Source organism: Solimonas flava DSM 18980 (assembly GCF_000426685.1).
GTDB classification, from domain to species: domain Bacteria; phylum Pseudomonadota; class Gammaproteobacteria; order Nevskiales; family Nevskiaceae; genus Solimonas; species Solimonas flava.
In genome coordinates this window covers 169,759-186,571 of record NZ_AUFV01000008.1, presented here as the reverse complement: position 1 = coordinate 186,571, position 16,813 = coordinate 169,759, and the positions used below count along the sequence as shown (strand labels likewise).

Sequence of the window (16,813 nt, the reverse complement as noted above, 5' to 3'; positions counted from 1 at the left end):
TGGTCAGTCATGGTGGGCTCCGTGTTCGTCGGCCGCCGCGTTCGCGCAGTCGGCCATCATCGTGTCGTGCGGTCCGGCGCTCATCGCCGGCCGATCCATGTTCGGCATGTCGCAGCCACCGGCCGCCGTGCCGTCCGTCGCGCTGTCCGCCGCGGCGGCGGCGTGGCCGGCGTGCGCCGGCGCGTCCGCCGGCGCGTCCGCCGGCGCGGCGTGGGCGTCACCGTCGTGCGGCGTCGCGCGCGGGACGTCGGCGGATGCGGCGGGACCGTCGGCGGTGTCGCCGAGGCGCGGCCGCAGCGCGTCGAACTGCAACGCCGCGGGTGTCGGCGCGTCGTCCGGCAGGCGGCTGCCGACGGCGCGCGCCAGCTCGGCGCGTGCGACCCAGTAGTCGCGCAGCGCCTCGAGATAGCCGGCGTAGGCGTCGTAGCCCTGCTGCCGTGCGGCGAGCAGTTCGAACACGCCGACCAGCATGTAGTTGAACTCGCGCTGCATCTGCGTGACGACCGCTTCGCGCGCCGGGATCAGCTCGCGGCGGTAGCGCTCGGCACGCTGGCGGGCGCCGGCGACGCGCGCATAGGCGGCTTTCACCTCGTTGCCGGCGTCGAGCTCGCGGGCGGCGAGCCCGGCTTCGGCGATCTGCAGCTCGGCCTCGCCGCGCGCGACCCGGCCGCGGCCCCAGTCGAACAGCGGCAGCGCGAGCGACAGCGTCGGGCCGCCGTGCACGCTGCCGTCGTACTCGCGCTCGCGTTCGGCGCCGAGTTCAATCTCGCCGAGTGCGCGCGTGCGCCGCGTCAGGCCGTAGCGCGCGGCCACGGCGTCGGCGTGGCGGCGCGCGGCGGCCAGATCGAGCCGCGCGTCCTGCGCCCGCTGCAGCAGCGTATCGAGCGCCGGTTCCTGCGCCGGCGGCAGCGCCAGCGGCTCGGCGAGCGTCCAGTGCCCGTCGCCCGCCGGCAGGCCGAGCAGGCGGTTCAGGTCGCTGCGCGCCAGCGTCAGGTCCAGCGCGGCGGCGTCGGCATCGAGCGCGGCCTGCGTCGCCGCCGCTTCCTCGAGCGCCAGATCGCGCAGGCTGAGATTGCCGGCGGCGCGATAGCGGCGCGCCAGCTCGGCCGAGCTTTGCGCGGCGTGCTGCAGCGTCGCCTTGAGCTGCACGAGCTGCTCGGCGGCGGCGACGCGCCGGTACGCCGCTTCGACGCGCGCCGCCAGATCGAGCGTCGCGCTGCCGACGGCGAGCTTGACGCTGTCGAACTGCGCCGCGGCGATGCGGCTGCGCGAGCGCATCAGCAGCAGGTCGGTGAAGTTCAGCGCGAGACCCAGCGTGAGCTGCGCCTGCGGCTCGTCGCCGGGCGACAGCCAGGTCGCCGACAGCACCGGATTGGCGAGCCGGCCGGCTTCATAGACATCGGCGGCGGCGAGGCCGAGGTGCGCGGTTTCGGCGCGCAGCTCGGGGTTGTGCAGCAGCGCGATCTGGATCGCGCGGTCGGGCGTCAGCGGCTCGGCGAGCCAGGCCTGCAGCGGCTCGGGCGCGGCGGCGGCGGGTGTGGCGAGGCCGCGCGCCGCGAGCGCGGCGTCGACCTCGCCGCGGCCGCGATCGGCGGGCAGGCTGCTGCAGGCGGCGAGCGCCAGGCTCGCGGCCAGCGCCAGCGGCGCCGGCGGCGGAAAGAAACGGATAGCGAACACGAAAAGCTCCGGCAGGACGTGCGGATGCGGACGAACCGCGTGCGGGCGAACGATTAAGGAGCGGCGCGTGCCGCGCCGCCGTGCGGGCGGCGGCCGGGATCAGCCGGGCAGCGCGAAAAGTCGCGTGCCGCGACGCTCCGCGGGCGGGGCTGCGCCGCTCAGGCGGCGCGGGGTGGACGCAGCGGGGCGAACGGCTGCGCGCTGCGCGGCGCCGGCGCGAGATGTGCCCGCGGGCGCTCGGCGTGGCCGGGCAGGGTGGTGCCGGCGAAGCCGGCCGAGGCGACGGTGACGGCGCCGCCGGTACAGGCCTGGGCGCAGACGCAGGTCTTGGCGCAAGCGTGTGCGTGTGCGTGTGCGGCTGGCGCGCCGTGGGCGTGGGATGCCGCGTGGTGTTCGTGCCCGGCGGGCGCGGCGTGCGCCGCGACGGAGGCCGGCATCGCCATCTCCGCCGCCATGCCGTGATCGGCGTGCGCCGCCGCTGCCGGCGCGGCGGCGGCGGCGCGATGCGCCGGGCAAGTGCCTGCGCTCGCGCTCGCCACGCCGCTGAACGTCAGCAGCAGCGACAGCAGGGCGAACAGGGCGAGGCGCAGCGCAGGCATGCGCGCAGTATCAGCGTCGCCACGGGCCGCGACAAGCTGGAGTAGGGTCCAGGCTTGGCCGGCGCCTCACACGCCGCGCTGCGGGCAGCCGACCAGGTGGTCGTTGACGACGCCGATCGCCTGCAGGTAGGCATAGATGATCGTGCTGCCGACGAACTTGAAGCCGCGCTTGAGCAAATCCTTGCTGATGCGGTCGGACAGCTCGGTCCTGGCCGGCACGTCGCCGTGGCGGCGCACGGTGTTGACGAGCGGCGCGCCGCCGACGAAGCCCCAGAGATAGGCGTCGAAGCTGCCGAACTCGCGCTGCACGTCGAGAAAGGCGCGCGCATTGGTGCGCGCCGACCAGATCTTCAGGCGATTGCGGACGATGCCCGGCTCCTGCATCAGTTTTTCCAGTTTGTCGTCGGAAAAGCGCGCGACCTTGACCGGGTCGAAGTCGGCGAAGGCCTTGCGGTAGCCGTCGCGCTTCTCGAGGATCGTCCGCCACGACAGACCGGCCTGCGCGCCTTCGAGGATCAGGAACTCGAACAGCACGCGATCATCGTGCTGCGGCCGGCCCCATTCTTCGTCGTGGTAGCGGATGTATTCGGGGGTCGACAGCGACCAGGGACAGCGACCGGAATCGGGCATGGCAGCAGGGCATCGGGGCAAGGGGCGCCCATCGTCGCCCGGGCGGCGCGGCGATGCCAGGGTGGCGCCCGGGTCTACTGACAGATTCCGGACCGGCACCGGCGTGCGGTGTGCGCGCGCCGGCCGCCGTCAGGGAAGGTCTGAATCCGTCCCTGTTCCGTCATGGCGAGCCGCCGCGGGCGACGAAGCCATCCGGTAGCGCCCTGCGCAAGCGACGTATCCGGATCGCCGCGGCCGCCGCGCGGCCTCGCGACGACGGATTGATTCAGAGCTTCCTTAGCAGAGCTTCCTTAGCGGAACTCGATGCGTGCGCCGCGCGTCTGCGGCAGCACGGCGCCGTCGTGGTACGCGAGCTCGCCGTTGACCCAGGTGGCGCGGATCTTCGCCGGGAAGCTGCGGCCCTCGACCGGCGACCAGCCGCACTTGTAGAGCACGTCGGATTTGCGCACGGTGGTGGTGCCGTGCGGGTCGACGAGCACGAGGTCGGCCCAGTAGCCCTCGCGGACGTAGCCGCGGTCGACGATGCCGAAGCGGTCGGCGACGGCGTGGCTGGTCTTGCGCACCACGGTGCGCAGGTTGAGGTCGCCGCGCTTGACCAGCTCGATCAGCATCAGCAGCGAGTGCTGCACCAGCGGCAGGCCGGACGGCGCCTTGAAGTAGGACTGCGCTTTCTCCTCGGCGGTGTGCGGCGCGTGATCGGTGGCGATCACGTCGATGCGGTCTTCCATCACCGCATGCAGCAGCGCCTTGCGGTCCTCGACGGTCTTGATCGCCGGATTGCACTTGATGAGGTTGCCGAGCGTCGCGTAGTCGCGCTCGTCGAAGTACAGATGGTGGACGCAGGCTTCGACGGTGATCTTCTTGCCGGCCAGCGGGCCCGGCGTGAAGAAGGCCAGCTCGCGCGCCGTCGTCAGGTGCAGCACGTGCAGGTCGGCGTTGTACTTCTTGGCCAGGCTCGTCGCCAGCGCGGTCGACTGGTAGCAGGCCTCGGCCGAGCGGATGTGCGGGTGCTCGCGCGGCGGCACGTCCTCGCCGTATTGCTCGCGCGCCTTGGCTTCGTTGGCGAGGATGGTCGGCGTATCCTCGCAGTGCGTGACGACGATCAGCGGCGAACGCTGGAAGATGCCTTCGAGCGTCTTCGGGTCGTCGACCAGCATGTTGCCGGTCGAGGCGCCCATGAACACCTTCAGCGCGCAGGCCTCGTTCTTCTTCAGCGCGGCGATTTCTTCGAGGTTGTCGTTGGCGCCGCCGAAGTAGAACGCGTAGTTGGCGAACGAGCGCCCGGCCGCCATCGCGTACTTCTCGGCGAGCAGCTTGCGCGTGGTGATCGCCGGCTTGTTGTTCGGCATGTCGAAGTAGCTGGTCGTGCCGCCGGCGACCGCGGCGCGCGACTCAGTGTAAAGATCGCCCTTGTGCGTCAGGCCGGGTTCGCGGAAATGGACCTGGTCGTCGATGACGCCCGGCAGCAGCCACTGTCCTTCGGCGTCGAACACCACGGTGCCGGCCGGCGCGTCGATCTTCGCTGCGATCTTCTCGATGCGGCCGTTCCGGATCAGCAGATCGGCGGCGGTTTCGTGGCCTTCGTTGATGATGTGGGCGTTGGTGATGAGCATGACCGTTCCGGAGGCGGGTTTTGCGCAATGGTAGCGGGTCCGGGCCGGGCCGGCCGCGAGTGGCTATGATCGGCGGCAGACGAAAAGCCGGCCGCGCCGCGGCGCCGGCAGACGAGGAGAACGCGCATGGGCGAGCAGATCCACTACCGCGCCTGCAATCTTTGCGAGGCGATCTGCGGGCTGGAGATCCGCGTCCGCGACGGCCGCATCGTGTCGATCCGCGGCGATGCGCACGATCCGCTGTCGCGCGGCCACATCTGCCCGAAGGCGGTCGCGCTGCAGGATCTGCACGAGGACCCGGACCGCCTGCGCCGGCCGCAGAAGCGCATCGGCGAGCGCTGGGTCGAGCTTGGCTGGGACGAGGCGCTCGACGAGGTCGCCGAGCGGCTGGCGGCGATCCGCCGTGCGCACGGCGGCAACGCGATCGGCGTCTACATGGGCAATCCCAGCGTGCACAACTGGGGAATCATGACGCACAGCGGCGCCTTCCTCGGGCCGCTGAAGACGCGCAGCCGTTTTTCGGCGACCTCGGTCGACCAGCTGCCGCACCAGCTCGTCAGCTACTGGCTGTACGGGCATCAGCTGCTGCTGCCGGTGCCGGACATCGATCGCAGCCGCCACATCCTCATGCTCGGCGCCAATCCGATGGCCTCGAACGGCAGCCTGTGGACGGTGCCGGACTTCCGCAACCGCCTGCGCGAGATGCAGGCGCGCGGCGGCAAGCTGGTGCTGATCGATCCGCGCCGCACCGAGACCGCCGAGGTCGCCGACGAGCATCATTTCATCCGCCCCGGCGCCGACGCCGCGCTGCTGCTGGCGCTGCTGCAGGTGCTGTTCGCGGAAAACCTCGTCAGGCCCGGCCGGCTCGCGGATTTCAGCGACGGCCTCGACGAAGTCGGCCGGCTGGTCGCGCCGTTCACGCCGGAGCGCGCGAGCGCCGTCACCGGCATCGCCGCCGGCGAAATCCGCCGCCTGGCGCGCGAGCTGGCGGCGGCGGACGCGGCCGCCGTCTACGGCCGCATGGGCGTGTCGACGCAGGCGCACGGCACGCTCTGCCAGTGGGCGATCGCGATGCTCAATCTCGTCACCGGCAATCTCGATCGCGAGGGCGGCATGATGTTCCCGCAGCCGGCGATGGACCTGATCCAGGGGCCGGGCTCGAAACCCGGCCACTACGCGGCCTGGCGCTCGCGCGTGCGCGGCCTGCCGGAGTTCGGCGGCGAGCTGCCGGTCGCCGCGCTCGCCGAGGAAATCCTCGCGCCGGGCGAAGGCCAGATCCGCGCGCTGGTGACGATCGCCGGCAATCCGGTGCTGTCGACGCCGAACGGCCGCCAGCTCGAACGGGCGCTCGGCGCGCTCGACTTCATGGTCGCGGTCGACTGCTATCGCAACGAGACGACGCGCTTCGCCGACTTCATCCTGCCGCCGACCGGCGCGCTCGAACACGATCATTACGATCTGATCTTCCATCACTTCGCGACGCGCAACAGCGCGCGCTACAACGCGCCGCTGTTCGCGCCGCCCGAAGGCGCGCTGCACGACTGGCAGATCTTCGTCGCGCTCGGCCGCCGCCTGCGCGCGCGACTGCGCCCGGACGCCGGCCAGCCGCTGCTGCGGCGGCTGACGGCGCGGCTGAAAGACGAGCTGATGCTGCGCCTGTCGCCGCAGCGACTGCTCGACCAGGGGCTCAAGCGCGGACCGTACGGCCGGCGCGCGGCCGAACGCCTGTCGCTGCGCGCGCTGCGCGCAGCGCCGCACGGCCGCGATCTCGGTCCGCTGCGCGCGGCGCTGCCGCGGCGGCTGTGCACCGCCAACCGCCGCATTGCCGCGCTCAACGACGCGCTGCGCGAGGAACTGGCGCGCTACGACACCGTGCTCGCCGAACAGCAGGTGCGCGCGCCGCGCGCCGGCGAGCTGTGGCTGATCGGCCGTCGTCACGTGCGCAGCAACAACTCGTGGATGCACAACGCGCAGCGCCTCGTCAAAGGCAAGCCGCGCCATCAGCTGTTCATGCACCCGGACGATCTCGCCGCGCGCGGCCTGCACGACGGCCAGCGCGTGCGCGTCCGCTCGCGCGTCGGCGCGATCGACGTCGAGGTGCAGGCGAGCGACGCGATCATGCGCGGCGTGGTCTCGCTGCCGCACGGCTGGGGCCACGCGCGGCCCGGCGTGCAGCAGCGCATCGCCAGCCGTCATCCCGGCGCCAGCGCCAACGATCTCACCGACGAGCGCTGCCTCGACGCGCTGTCCGGCAACGCCGCGCTCAACGGCGTCGCCGTGCAGGTCGAGGCGGCGCCGGACGACACGAGCCGTCACGCCGCCGCCGTATCCTCGCAATCCTCATCCAGTCCGGAGTTCGTCGCATGAATGCCGTCATCACCCAGCTCGCCGGCCAGTTCGGCCTGTCACCGGCGCAGGCCGAAAGCGCCGCCGGCGCGATTCTCCATCTGGTGCAGACGCGCGCCGCCGGCGGCGACTTCGAGCGCCTGCTCGAGGCCGTGCCGCAGGTGCAAGAGTGGATTGGCCAGGCGGCGGCCGCGCCGGCCGGCGGCGGCCTGCTCGGCTCGCTCGGCAGTCTGGCCGGCAGCCTCGGCGGTTCCGGCGGCGAACTCGGCGGGCCGCTCGCCGCCGTGCAGCAGGCCGGTCTCAAGCCGGAACTGCTCGCGCAGTTCGTGCCGGCGCTGCTCCAGCAGCTGTCGCAGCACGTCGATCCGGCGCTGATCGCGCGCCTGCTCGAAGCGGTGCCGGCGCTGCGCGGCCTCGGTGCCGCTTCGACCACCGCTTCGAGCGGCGGCGAAGGCCTGGGCGCGGCGCTCGGCGGCCTGCTCGGCAAGCTGGGTGGCTAGCGGCGCGCGCGTCGCCGCGGCGCTCGCGCTGTTGCTCGCCGGCGCTGCGGCGGCCGGCACGCTCGGTCCGCTGGTGACCGAGCAGCCGCTCGCCTGGCACGGTGGTGTGATCCGCCCCGGCGATCTCGAAGCGCAGGTGCGCCGTGTCGCCGGCCGCTATCCGGACAACGAGCAGACGCTCTATCTCGGCGACCAGCATCCGATCGGCGTGCGCTGGTCTTTCGTCGGCGACGGCGACGACCGCCGCGTGCTCTATGTGGAGTTCATGCGTGGCCGCGTCACGCGTGCGTGGACCGAGCCGATCGATCAGTCGCTGCGCCTGGGGGCGCCGCCACCGGCGCCGCGCTGAGACCGTGCCGGCGCGCGGCATGACGATCGACGCAAAAGTTCTGAGAGCCGCCGCTGCCGGGCGGCCTGTCGATCGTGTATATACGCAGCCAGCGCGCACGCTGCGCCGCGTCCATGTCCTAGGGAGAATTCCATGATTCGCACCGGCCTCGTCCTGGCGGGCGCATTGCTGCTCGGCGGCTGTCTGTACGGGCCGGCGCCGGCGACGCTGCCGGCGTCCGCGACCTTGGCCGGCGACGCCGCGCATCCGGGCGCGACGCAGGGCTGGGTGCGCACCGAGCTGTACTTCGGCCTCGGCTACGCCGACCAGCCGCAGCACGGCGTCAGCGAAGCACAGTGGCGCGCCTTCCTCGACGCCGAGATCACGCCGCGCTTTCCCGCCGGCCTGAGCGTGCTCGACGTCTACGGCCAGTGGCTCGATAAAGGCGCCGCGCAGCCGGAGCGCCTGCGCTCGAAGCTGGTCGTGCTGCTGCACGAGGACACGCCGGCGGCGCGCGCCGCGATCGATGCGGTGCGCAGCGCCTGGAAGCAGAAGACCGGCGACCAGTCGGTGCTGCGCGTGACGCAGCCGGCCGACGTGTCGTTCTGACCTGTCGTTCTGGCGTGCTGTTCTGACCGGTCGTTCTGAGCGGGGCGCCGCAAGCAAGCGTTCGTGTGTCGCGGTACCACTCGATGTGGCCCTTAACCTGAAGAAGGAGTGCGTGCGATGAGCTTGACGAAGAAAGTGTCCGCGGAATTTCTCGGTACGTTCTGGCTGGTGCTCGGCGGCTGCGGCAGCGCCGTGCTGGCCGCGAAGTTCGGCGGCGAGGGCAATCCGCTCGGCATCGGCTTTCTCGGCGTCGCGCTGGCGTTCGGCCTGACGGTGCTGACCGGCGCCTATGCCTTCGGCCATGTGTCCGGCGCGCATTTCAATCCGGCGGTCAGCGTCGGTCTGTGGGCCGGCGGCCGTTTCCCGGCGGCCGAGCTGCTGCCGTACATCGTCGCCCAGGTGCTCGGCGGCATCGTCGCCGGCTTCGTGCTGCTGCAGATCGCGCAGGGCAGCCCGGGCTTCGCGATCGACGCGTCGGCGGCCGGTGCGTTCGCGAGCAACGGCTACGGCACGCTGTCGCCGGGCGGCTACTCGCTGACGGCGGCTTTGCTCACCGAGGTCGTGCTGACGGCGGTGTTCCTGATCGTCATCCTCGGCGCCACGCACGGCCGCGCGCCGGCCGGCTTCGCGCCGATCGCGATCGGTCTGACGCTGACGCTGATCCATCTGATCAGCATTCCGGTGACCAACACCTCGGTGAATCCGGCACGTTCGACCGGCGTCGCGCTGTTCGCCGGCGCCGGCGCGCTCGGCCAGCTGTGGCTGTTCTGGGTCGCGCCGCTCGCCGGCGGTCTGCTCGGCGGCTTCATCGCGCGCTGGCTGGGCAAGGACGAGGCCTGAGTCCGCGCTTCGCGCCGCGCCGGCCTGGCGCCGTCGCGGCGTTTTTCATTTTTGACCGCGGGTGGATGCATGCGTGCTTTCGTGCGGGGCGATCTCGACGGCTTCTTCGGCCTCGCGCTCGACAACCTGATCCTGCTGCTGGTGCTGTCCGGCCTGTGCCGTTACGTGCTCGGTTTCGACGACGCGCTGCTGGTCGGCCGCATCCTGCCGGGCGCGGCGGTGTCGCTGCTGGTCGGCAACCTCTACTACGCGCATCAGGCGCGCCAGCTCGCGCGCCAGACCGGCCGCGACGATGTCTGCGCGCTGCCGTACGGGCTCAACGCCGTCACCGTGTTCGCGTTCGTGTTCCTCGTCATGCTGCCGGCCAAGCTCGCCGCGCAGGCGGCCGGCGCCGCCGATCCGGCGCGCATCGCCTGGCAGGCGGGCCTGCTGGCGTGCTTCAGTTGCGGCCTGATCGAGCTGGCCGGCTCCTTCGTCGTCGAGCGCATCCGCCGCGCCACGCCGCGCGCCGCGCTGCTGGCGACGCTCGCCGGTCTGGCGCTCGCCTTCATCTCGCTGGGCTTCCTGTTCCGTACCTACGCGCATCCGGTCGTCGGCCTGACGACGCTGGCGGTGATCCTGCTCGGCTACTTCGGCCGCGTGCGCTTCCGCGGCGGCCTGCCGGTCGGTCTGGTCGCGGTCGCGCTCGGTACGGCGCTGGCGCGGGGCACGGGGCTCGCGCCGGCCGGCGCGGCGCCGGGCGCGCCGGCGCTGCATCTGCCGGTGCCGGTACTCGGCGACCTCGTCGCCTCGTTCCGCGCCGACTTCCTGCTCAGCTACTTCGCGATCATCCTGCCGATGGGCCTGTTCATCGTCGCCGGCTCGATGCAGAACCTCGAATCGGCCGAGGCCGCCGGCGACCGCTATCCGGCGCGGCCGTCGCTGGCCGTCAACGGCTTCGGCTCGATGGCCGCCGCGCTGTTCGGCTCCTGCTTTCCGACCACGCTCTACATCGGCCATCCGGGCTGGAAGGCGATGGGCGCGCGCGCTGCGTACTCGAGCCTGTCCGGCGTCTTCCTGGCGCTGCTGTGCTTCACCGGCACGCTGGCGCATGTCGCGTGGTTCGTGCCGATCGAGGCCGGCATGGCGATCCTGCTGTGGATCGGCGTGGTGATGTGCGCGCAGGCCTTCCAGGCGACGCCGGCGCATCACGCCCCGGCGGTGATCATCGGCATCCTGCCGGGCCTGGCGACCTGGGGTTCGCTGATGGCCAAGGCCGGCCTGCATGCGGCCGGGCTTGGCATCGCCGGCGGCGCCGCCTTCTCGGCGGATCTCGTGCCGAAGTTCCTGCAGAGCGACGTCCACATCGCCGGCGCCTTCGCGCTGGAGCAGGGCGTGGTGTTCACGGCGATGATCCTGTCGGCGATGACGGTGGCGATTATCGAGCGCCGCTTCACCGGTGCCGCGGTCTGGTGCGCGATCGCCGCGCTGCTGTCGGCGACCGGCCTGATGCACGGCTATCAGTACGCGTTCGGCGATACCGTGCTGGCGCTGCGGCCGGCCTGGCCGTACGCGCTCGGCTACGGCCTGATGGCGCTGCTGTTCGTCTCGGCGCGCTGGCTGACCACGCCGGACGACAGCGTCACGCACTAGGCCCCGGCGGGCGCGCGGCGCTTTCGTCGGCGCCGTCGCGCGCGACCGGCACGTAGACATCGCTGCGCAGCGCCTCGACCGCGACCTGTTCCGGGTCGTCCAGATAGTGATGGAACAGCGGCGCGTCGCGCAGCGCATAGCCGCTGTCGGGCAGCCAGTCGCGCAGCAGCGCCTCGACCTCGGCGTCGAGGCCGTCGTAGTCGCCGACGTGGCGCACGCGCGCGTAGGTGCCGCCGCCCAGCTCCAGCACCGACAGTCCGGCCGGCAGCGACGCCGGCAGTGCCCGCGAGAACGCCAGCGCGCAGTCGAAGGCGTAGTCGGCCGGCGCGACGTCGCGCGCGTCCTGCGCCGGGCGGCCATAGATGCCGAGCAGGGCATCGAGCAGGCCGAGTTCGCCGGCGCTCTCGAACAGCGCGGTGTAGACGCGGTCGAGGTCGCGTGCGTCGCCGACGTTGTGGCGCGCCAGCAGGCGCAGCGGCGCGACCGAGACGACCTCGACGCGCAGCGCCGGCCGCGGCGTCGCCGCCGGCGTCGCGCCGAGGCTGACGATCGCCGCGTCGAGCGCGGCGGCGTCGGCGCGCAGCTCGCTCGGTGTGCGGCCGAGCTGCTGCCGGAACGCGCGCGCGAAGGCCTGCGGCGTGTCGTAGCCGGCGGCGAGCGCGACGTCGGTGACGCGCACGCGTGCGTCGCGCAGCGCCTGCAGCGCCGCCAGCATGCGCAGCCGCGCGACGGTCGCGCCGAGGGCTTCGCCGCACAGCGCGCGATACAGGCGATGAAAGTGAAACGGCGAGAAGTGCGCGGCGCGCGCCAGTTCGGCGAGCGGCGGCGGTTCGCGACCGGCGGCGATCGCCTGCTCGATCAGCGCCAGCGGGCGCTGCAGGCGTTCGAGATAGCGGGCGCGGGCGGCGGAATTCGCGGCGGCGTTCATGGCGGCGTCCTTCGGCGGGTGACGGGTGGCCAGTATCGCGACGCCGCCGCGCGGCGACGGTTCCGATCTTGCTCGCCGCGCCGCCGCGCGCTCAGCGCCAGTCGCCCCACATCGCCTGCAGCGCGGCGAGCGCGGCGACGCCGGCGGTTTCGGTGCGCAGCACGCGCGGGCCCATGCGCATGCCGGTGAAGCCGGCTTCGCGGGCGCGGTCGAGTTCGTGCTCGGTGAGGCCGCCTTCGGGGCCGACCAGCAGCGTCACCGGCCCGGTCGGCGGCGGCAGCTCGCGCAGGCCGTGATGGCCGAGCGGGTCCAGCGTCAGGCGCGTGCCGTGTGCTGATTCGTCGTCGAGCCAGGTCGGCAGTGCGATCGGCGTGTCGACGGCCGGCACGCGCGTGCGGCCGGACTGCTCGCAGGCGGCGATCACCACGCCGCGCCAGTGTTCGAGCTTCTTGTCCCAGCGGTCCGAATCGAGACGCACGACGCTGCGCGACGAGATCAGCGGCACGATGCGCGTGATGCCGAGCTCGACCGCCTTCTGCAGCGTGTAGTCCATGCGCTCGCCCTTCGATACGCATTGCGCGAGCGTCAGGTCGAGCGGCGACTCGCGGTCGACGTCATGGAACGACACCAGATAAGCGCTCGCCTCGCGCTTGCCGACTTCGACGATTTCCGCGAGGTACTCGCCGCCGCGGCCGTCGAAGGCGATGAAGCGCTCGCCGGGACGCAGCCGCAGCACCTGCACGAGGTGGCGGTACGCGGCGTCGGGCAGGCGCAGGTGGGCGCCGGCGGCGAGGGATTCGTTGTCGAGGTAAATGCGAGGGTCGGCCATGCGCGCAAGGATACGACGGCGCCGGGCGATCCCGCATCGGCGGTGATGACTTTCGCGCGCGGCGACGCCGGCTTGCGCGCGTCCGGCGCGGCGCAGGAGACTGTCGGCGTTCATCGCCGCGGCATCGTGCCGCCGGCATCGGGGGATCGGATGCACAGGGAATTCGAATTTCGGCGGACCCGCTGCTGGCGGCCGCTGGCCGTCGTCGTCGCGGCGCTTTCGGTCGCGGCCTGCGGCGGTGGCGGCGGTGGCGGCGGTGGCGACGATGCGGGCGACAGCGGGCTGACGCTGTGGCAGCAGCGCACCGCGCAATCCGACAAGCTCGCCGCGGTCTGCGCGGCGCCGCGCAGCGGCAACGATCCGTACAGCGGCGAGGCCTATCCGGACCGGCAGGGCGCGATCGGCGACGAGCAGCGCTGGCTGAAGACCTACATGAACGAGGTCTATCTCTGGTATCGCGAAATCCCTGGCGTCAATGCCGCGCCGTACACGGCGGCGAACTACGGCAGCGTGCCGGCCGCGCTCGGCGCGTACTTCGACGCGCTGCTGACGCCGGCGAAGACCGCCTCCGGCAAATACAAGGATCAGTTCAGCTTCACCTATCCGACCGCGCTCTGGCAGGCCCTGTCGCAGAGCGGTGTCAGCATCGGCTACGGCGCGCAGTTCGCGGTGCTGAAGTCGGCGCCGCCGCGCGACGTGCGCGTCGCCTACAGCGATCCGGGCACGCCGGCGGCGGCGGCGAACGTCGCGCGCGGCGCCGTGATCCTGGCGATCGACGGCGTCGGCATCGACGACAACACGCAGGCCGGCATCGACGTGCTGAACGCCGGCCTCGGCCCGGACAGCGCCGGCGAGACGCATGTCTTCACGCTGCGCGATCTCGGTGCCGCCAGCGCGCGCGACGTCAGCCTGACGGCGGCGGCGGTGACTTCGACGCCGGTGCAGAACGTCGAGACGCTCGACACGCCGACCGGCCGCGTCGGCTATCTGCAGTTCAACGATCACATCGCCACCGCCGAAGGCCAGCTGCGCACCGCGCTCACGCAGCTGCAGGCGGCGAATATCAGCGATCTCGTGCTCGACATCCGCTACAACGGCGGCGGCTATCTCGACATCGCCAGCGAGCTCGCCTACATGATCGCCGGTGGCGCGCGCACGCAGGGCAAGACCTTCGAGCGCCTGCGCTTCAACGACAAGAATCCGCTGGCGCAGTCGCCGGACGTGGCGACGCCGTTCCATGCCGCCACCCTGGGCTTCGATCCGTCGGTCGCCGAGGGCACGGCGCTGCCGCAGCTCGGGCTGTCGCGCGTCTACGTGCTGACCGGGCCTGGCACCTGCTCGGCGAGCGAGGCCGTCATCAACGGCCTGCGCGGCGTCGACGTCGAGGTCGTGCAGATCGGCGACACCAGCTGCGGCAAGCCCTACGGCTTCTTCGCCCAGGACAACTGCGGGCTGTCGTATTTCGCGATCGAGTTCTCCGGCGTCAACGCCAGGGGTGCGGGCGACTATGCCGACGGCTTCACGCCGACCTGCGCGGTCGATGACGACTTCGGGCACGCGCTCGGCGACAGCGGCGAGGCCCTGTTCGCGGCGGCGCTGGCCTATCGCGACGGCGGCGGCTGTCCGGCCGGCATCAAGCGCGCCGGAGGCGAGCCGCTGCGGCTGCTGCGCTCGCCGCTGCGCGAGAACGGCTATCGGCGGCGCCCGGGCTAGAGCCGGTCAACGCCAATGGCGTTGTTATGGTGCCGTCTGGCGCACCGACAGGCCGGGCGCGGACCGCACGTGCTTGGGTGATTCCCGAGAAGCGGTCCGCAACGTCGCATGGCGGCTCGCCCGGCGGCATCCCGAAGGGACCGCCCCCTTCATTGATGTTTGCCGCATCGCGGGCCGTTCGCTTCGCGAACGACCTCGTCGCTCACGTACCGCCCAGTACATCGCGTTCCTCGTTCCTTGCGCTGCGGCAAAACGGGCGCGGCCACAACGATGCTTGGCGCGAACAGGCCCGGTCGCGCGGCTGGTGACGGCGCGCGTCAGGCCCGCCAGCGGGCTGCAGCGTCGTCCTCGGCGCTCGATCAGGCCGCCAGCGCGTTGCCGCGCAGGCGGTCGATTTCCTGTTTCGGCGGCGCGCCGAACAGGCGCTTGTACTCGCGGCTGAACTGCGAAGCGCTTTCGTAGCCGACGCGGTGTGCGGCGGCGTTGGCCTCCAGGCCCAGCGACAGCATCAGCCGGCGTGCCTCGTGCAGGCGCAGATGCTTCTGGTACTGCAGCGGCGACATCGCCGTCACCGCCTTGAAATGATGGTGCAGCGCCGAGGCGCTCATGCAGGCGGCATCGGCCAGTTCATCGACGCGCAGTGTTTCCTGAAAGCGCGTGCGCAGCACGCGGATCGCGCGGTGGATGCGGTCGGCGCGGCTGTCGGCGGTCGCCAGCTCGCGCAGGCGGTGGCCGAGTTCGCCGACCAGCACGCGGTAGTAGATTTCGCGGATCGCCAGCGGTGCGAGCACCGGCGCGTCCTGCGGCGTGTCGAGCAGGCGCATCAGGCGCAGCACGGTATCGAGCAGCGGCGCCGTCGTGCGCGCCGAGTACAGGCCGCGGTCGATGCCGGCGCCGGCTGCCGCGCGCGGATCGGTTTCCAGCATCAGCGCGCCGATGTCGCGCGGATCGACCGACAGGCGCAGGCACAGGTAGGGCTTGTCCGGCGAGGCCTCGATGATCTGGCCGACGACCGGCAGCGTGACCGAGACGACGAGGTAGTGCAGCGGATCGTAGACGAAGCGCTCGCCGTCGAGCAGCGCATGCTTGCGGCCCTGCGCGACGACGCAGATCGCCGGGTCGTAGATCGATGGCGTGCATTGCGTCGTCGAGCTGGCGCGCAGCAGTTGCAGCGGCGCGATCGCCGTGTCGTGCATGCCGTCCGATAGCGTTAATCGGGCAATCCGGTCGGCGAGCTCGGTCCGCGCGGCGGCGAGCGGATCGGCTTCGTCGGCGTCGGCAAAGACCGTGGTCATCATGGCTTTCCGGGAGGACGAAAGGTTCACGGCGACTATACGCCCGCGTGCGCGAGCGGCAGAGCCGCTTGGAGAATCGGGCAAGCATCGGACAGCAATCCGCTAATGCCGGCTCCGGGCCTGGGCCTATGCTGGTCCGGTCACGCGGCGAAGCCGCATCCTTTCCGATCCTCACAGGAATTTTCCATGACGATGACCCTCCCGCAGCGCCGCCTCGGTGGCAACGGTCCATATGTGTCGGCGATCGGCCTCGGCTGCATGGGCATGTCCGATTTCTACGGCCAGCGCGACGAGGCCGAGTCCCTGGCGACGATCGCGCACGCACTGGACCGCGGCCTGAACTTTCTCGATACCGCCGACATGTACGGCCCCTACACCAACGAGGAACTGGTCGGCCGTGCGATCAAGGGCCGGCGTCACCAAGCCTTTATCGCCACCAAGTTCGGCATCGTGCGCGATCCGAACAACCCGGCGGCGCGTGGTTTCAACGGCCGGCCGGAGTATGTGCGCGCGTCCGTCGAGGGCAGCCTGAAACGGCTCGGCGTCGACCACATCGACCTCTACTACCAGCATCGCGTCGACCGCTCGGTGCCGATCGAGGAAACGGTCGGCGCGATGGCCGACCTCGTGCGTGCCGGCAAGGTCCGCTGGCTGGGCCTTTCCGAAGCTTCGGCGGCGACGCTGGAACGCGCGCACAAGGTCCATCCGATCGCCGCGCTGCAGAGCGAGTACTCGCTGTGGACGCGCGACGTCGACGAATCTGGCGCACTGGCGATGTGCCGCAAGCTCGGCGTGACGCTGGTGGCCTACAGCCCGCTCGGGCGCGGCTTCCTGGCCGGCGCGTTCAAATCGCCGGCGGATTTCGACGCCGACGACTACCGCCGTCACAGCCCGCGCTTCCAGGGCGAGAATTTCGCGCGCAACCTCGCGCTGGTCGCCAAGGTCGAGGCGATGGCCACCTCGCGTGGCTGTACGCCGGCGCAGCTGGCGCTGGCCTGGGTGCTCGCGCAGGGCGAGGACATCGTGCCGATCCCGGGCACCAAGCGCCGCAAGTATCTCGACGAGAACATCGGTGCGTTGACGGTGAAGCTCGGCGCCGATGAACTCGCCGCGCTCGATGCGGTGTTTCCGGCCGGCGCCGTCGCCGGGCTGCGCTATCCCGAAGCGATGATGAGCGGCGTCAACGGCTGAGCGTTACCGGCGCGCGGCCGGCCGCGGCCTTCCGCGCTCGCGCCGCGTGCCCCGTTGACGGCGCGCGCGGCGCTTTTCATGAT

Annotated in this window: 15 protein-coding genes; 8 read left to right on the top strand and 7 right to left on the bottom strand. The window is 71.7% G+C overall.

Annotated elements, in window-relative coordinates; translation table 11 throughout:
- Positions 1 to 3: 3 nt before the first annotated feature.
- From K343_RS0109850 to K343_RS0109835, 4 genes are all read right to left on the bottom strand, one after another.
- Entirely contained in the window at positions 4 to 1,677 is a 1,674-nt protein-coding gene (locus K343_RS0109850; RefSeq protein WP_028007936.1) for a TolC family protein, read from the bottom strand.
- A gap of 158 nt (positions 1,678 to 1,835) precedes the next feature.
- Positions 1,836 to 2,276 (bottom strand): hypothetical protein, encoded by a 441-nt coding sequence (locus K343_RS0109845; protein ID WP_028007935.1) that lies wholly within the window; start codon positions 2,274 to 2,276, stop codon positions 1,836 to 1,838.
- A 66-nt stretch (positions 2,277 to 2,342) separates the two neighbouring features.
- Complete coding sequence (locus tag K343_RS0109840; protein ID WP_028007934.1) at positions 2,343 to 2,906, bottom strand: DNA-3-methyladenine glycosylase I; 564 nt, start codon at positions 2,904 to 2,906, stop codon at positions 2,343 to 2,345.
- A gap of 290 nt (positions 2,907 to 3,196) precedes the next feature.
- Entirely contained in the window at positions 3,197 to 4,519 is a 1,323-nt protein-coding gene (locus tag K343_RS0109835) for a dihydroorotase (protein ID WP_028007933.1), read from the bottom strand.
- Between the two features lie 126 nt (positions 4,520 to 4,645).
- On the opposite strand from K343_RS0109835, the gene K343_RS21605 reads away from it, so the two are divergent.
- From K343_RS21605 to K343_RS0109805, 6 genes are all read left to right on the top strand, one after another.
- Positions 4,646 to 6,886 carry a molybdopterin-dependent oxidoreductase gene (locus tag K343_RS21605; protein WP_245585167.1) on the top strand — a complete coding sequence of 747 codons (2,241 nt, stop codon included), beginning with the start codon at positions 4,646 to 4,648 and terminating at the stop codon, positions 6,884 to 6,886.
- On the top strand, positions 6,883 to 7,365 hold the full coding sequence (locus K343_RS0109825) for a DUF2780 domain-containing protein (protein WP_028007932.1): 483 nt from the start codon (positions 6,883 to 6,885) through the stop codon (positions 7,363 to 7,365). The genes K343_RS21605 and K343_RS0109825 overlap by 4 nt, the downstream gene beginning before the upstream one ends.
- Positions 7,358 to 7,714 (top strand): hypothetical protein, encoded by a 357-nt coding sequence (locus K343_RS0109820; protein ID WP_028007931.1) that lies wholly within the window; start codon positions 7,358 to 7,360, stop codon positions 7,712 to 7,714. The genes K343_RS0109825 and K343_RS0109820 overlap by 8 nt, the downstream gene beginning before the upstream one ends.
- A 132-nt stretch (positions 7,715 to 7,846) precedes the next feature.
- Complete coding sequence (locus K343_RS0109815; RefSeq protein ID WP_028007930.1) at positions 7,847 to 8,302, top strand: DUF3574 domain-containing protein; 456 nt, start codon at positions 7,847 to 7,849, stop codon at positions 8,300 to 8,302.
- A gap of 117 nt (positions 8,303 to 8,419) precedes the next feature.
- The gene (gene aqpZ / locus K343_RS0109810) at positions 8,420 to 9,142 is read left to right on the top strand and encodes an aquaporin Z (RefSeq protein WP_028007929.1); all 723 of its coding nucleotides are present in this window, start codon (positions 8,420 to 8,422) and stop codon (positions 9,140 to 9,142) included.
- A gap of 69 nt (positions 9,143 to 9,211) precedes the next feature.
- Positions 9,212 to 10,774, top strand: coding sequence for a SulP family inorganic anion transporter (locus K343_RS0109805; RefSeq protein WP_028007928.1), 1,563 nt, complete (start codon positions 9,212 to 9,214; stop codon positions 10,772 to 10,774).
- Here K343_RS0109805 and K343_RS21600 read toward each other — a convergent pair.
- Both K343_RS21600 and K343_RS0109795 read right to left on the bottom strand, forming a co-directional pair.
- Positions 10,764 to 11,702 (bottom strand): AraC family transcriptional regulator, encoded by a 939-nt coding sequence (locus K343_RS21600; RefSeq protein ID WP_051278128.1) that lies wholly within the window; start codon positions 11,700 to 11,702, stop codon positions 10,764 to 10,766. The two genes, K343_RS0109805 and K343_RS21600, sit on opposite strands and share 11 nt — an antisense overlap.
- A 91-nt stretch (positions 11,703 to 11,793) precedes the next feature.
- Positions 11,794 to 12,531, bottom strand: a complete 738-nt coding sequence (locus K343_RS0109795) for a 16S rRNA (uracil(1498)-N(3))-methyltransferase (RefSeq protein ID WP_028007927.1) — start codon at positions 12,529 to 12,531, stop codon at positions 11,794 to 11,796.
- 150 nt (positions 12,532 to 12,681) lie between these two features.
- On the opposite strand from K343_RS0109795, the gene K343_RS21595 reads away from it, so the two are divergent.
- A complete protein-coding gene (locus K343_RS21595) occupies positions 12,682 to 14,244 on the top strand; it encodes a S41 family peptidase (protein WP_161628875.1) in 1,563 nt (520 codons plus the stop codon).
- Positions 14,245 to 14,603: 359 nt separating this feature from the next.
- Here the strand turns inward: K343_RS21595 and K343_RS0109785 are convergent, their stop codons facing one another.
- Entirely contained in the window at positions 14,604 to 15,542 is a 939-nt protein-coding gene (locus K343_RS0109785; RefSeq protein ID WP_051278127.1) for an AraC family transcriptional regulator, read from the bottom strand.
- Between the two features lie 183 nt (positions 15,543 to 15,725).
- Between K343_RS0109785 and K343_RS0109780 the strand changes: the two genes are divergently transcribed.
- Positions 15,726 to 16,730 (top strand): aldo/keto reductase, encoded by a 1,005-nt coding sequence (locus K343_RS0109780; RefSeq protein WP_028007925.1) that lies wholly within the window; start codon positions 15,726 to 15,728, stop codon positions 16,728 to 16,730.
- Positions 16,731 to 16,813: the final 83 nt, after the last annotated feature.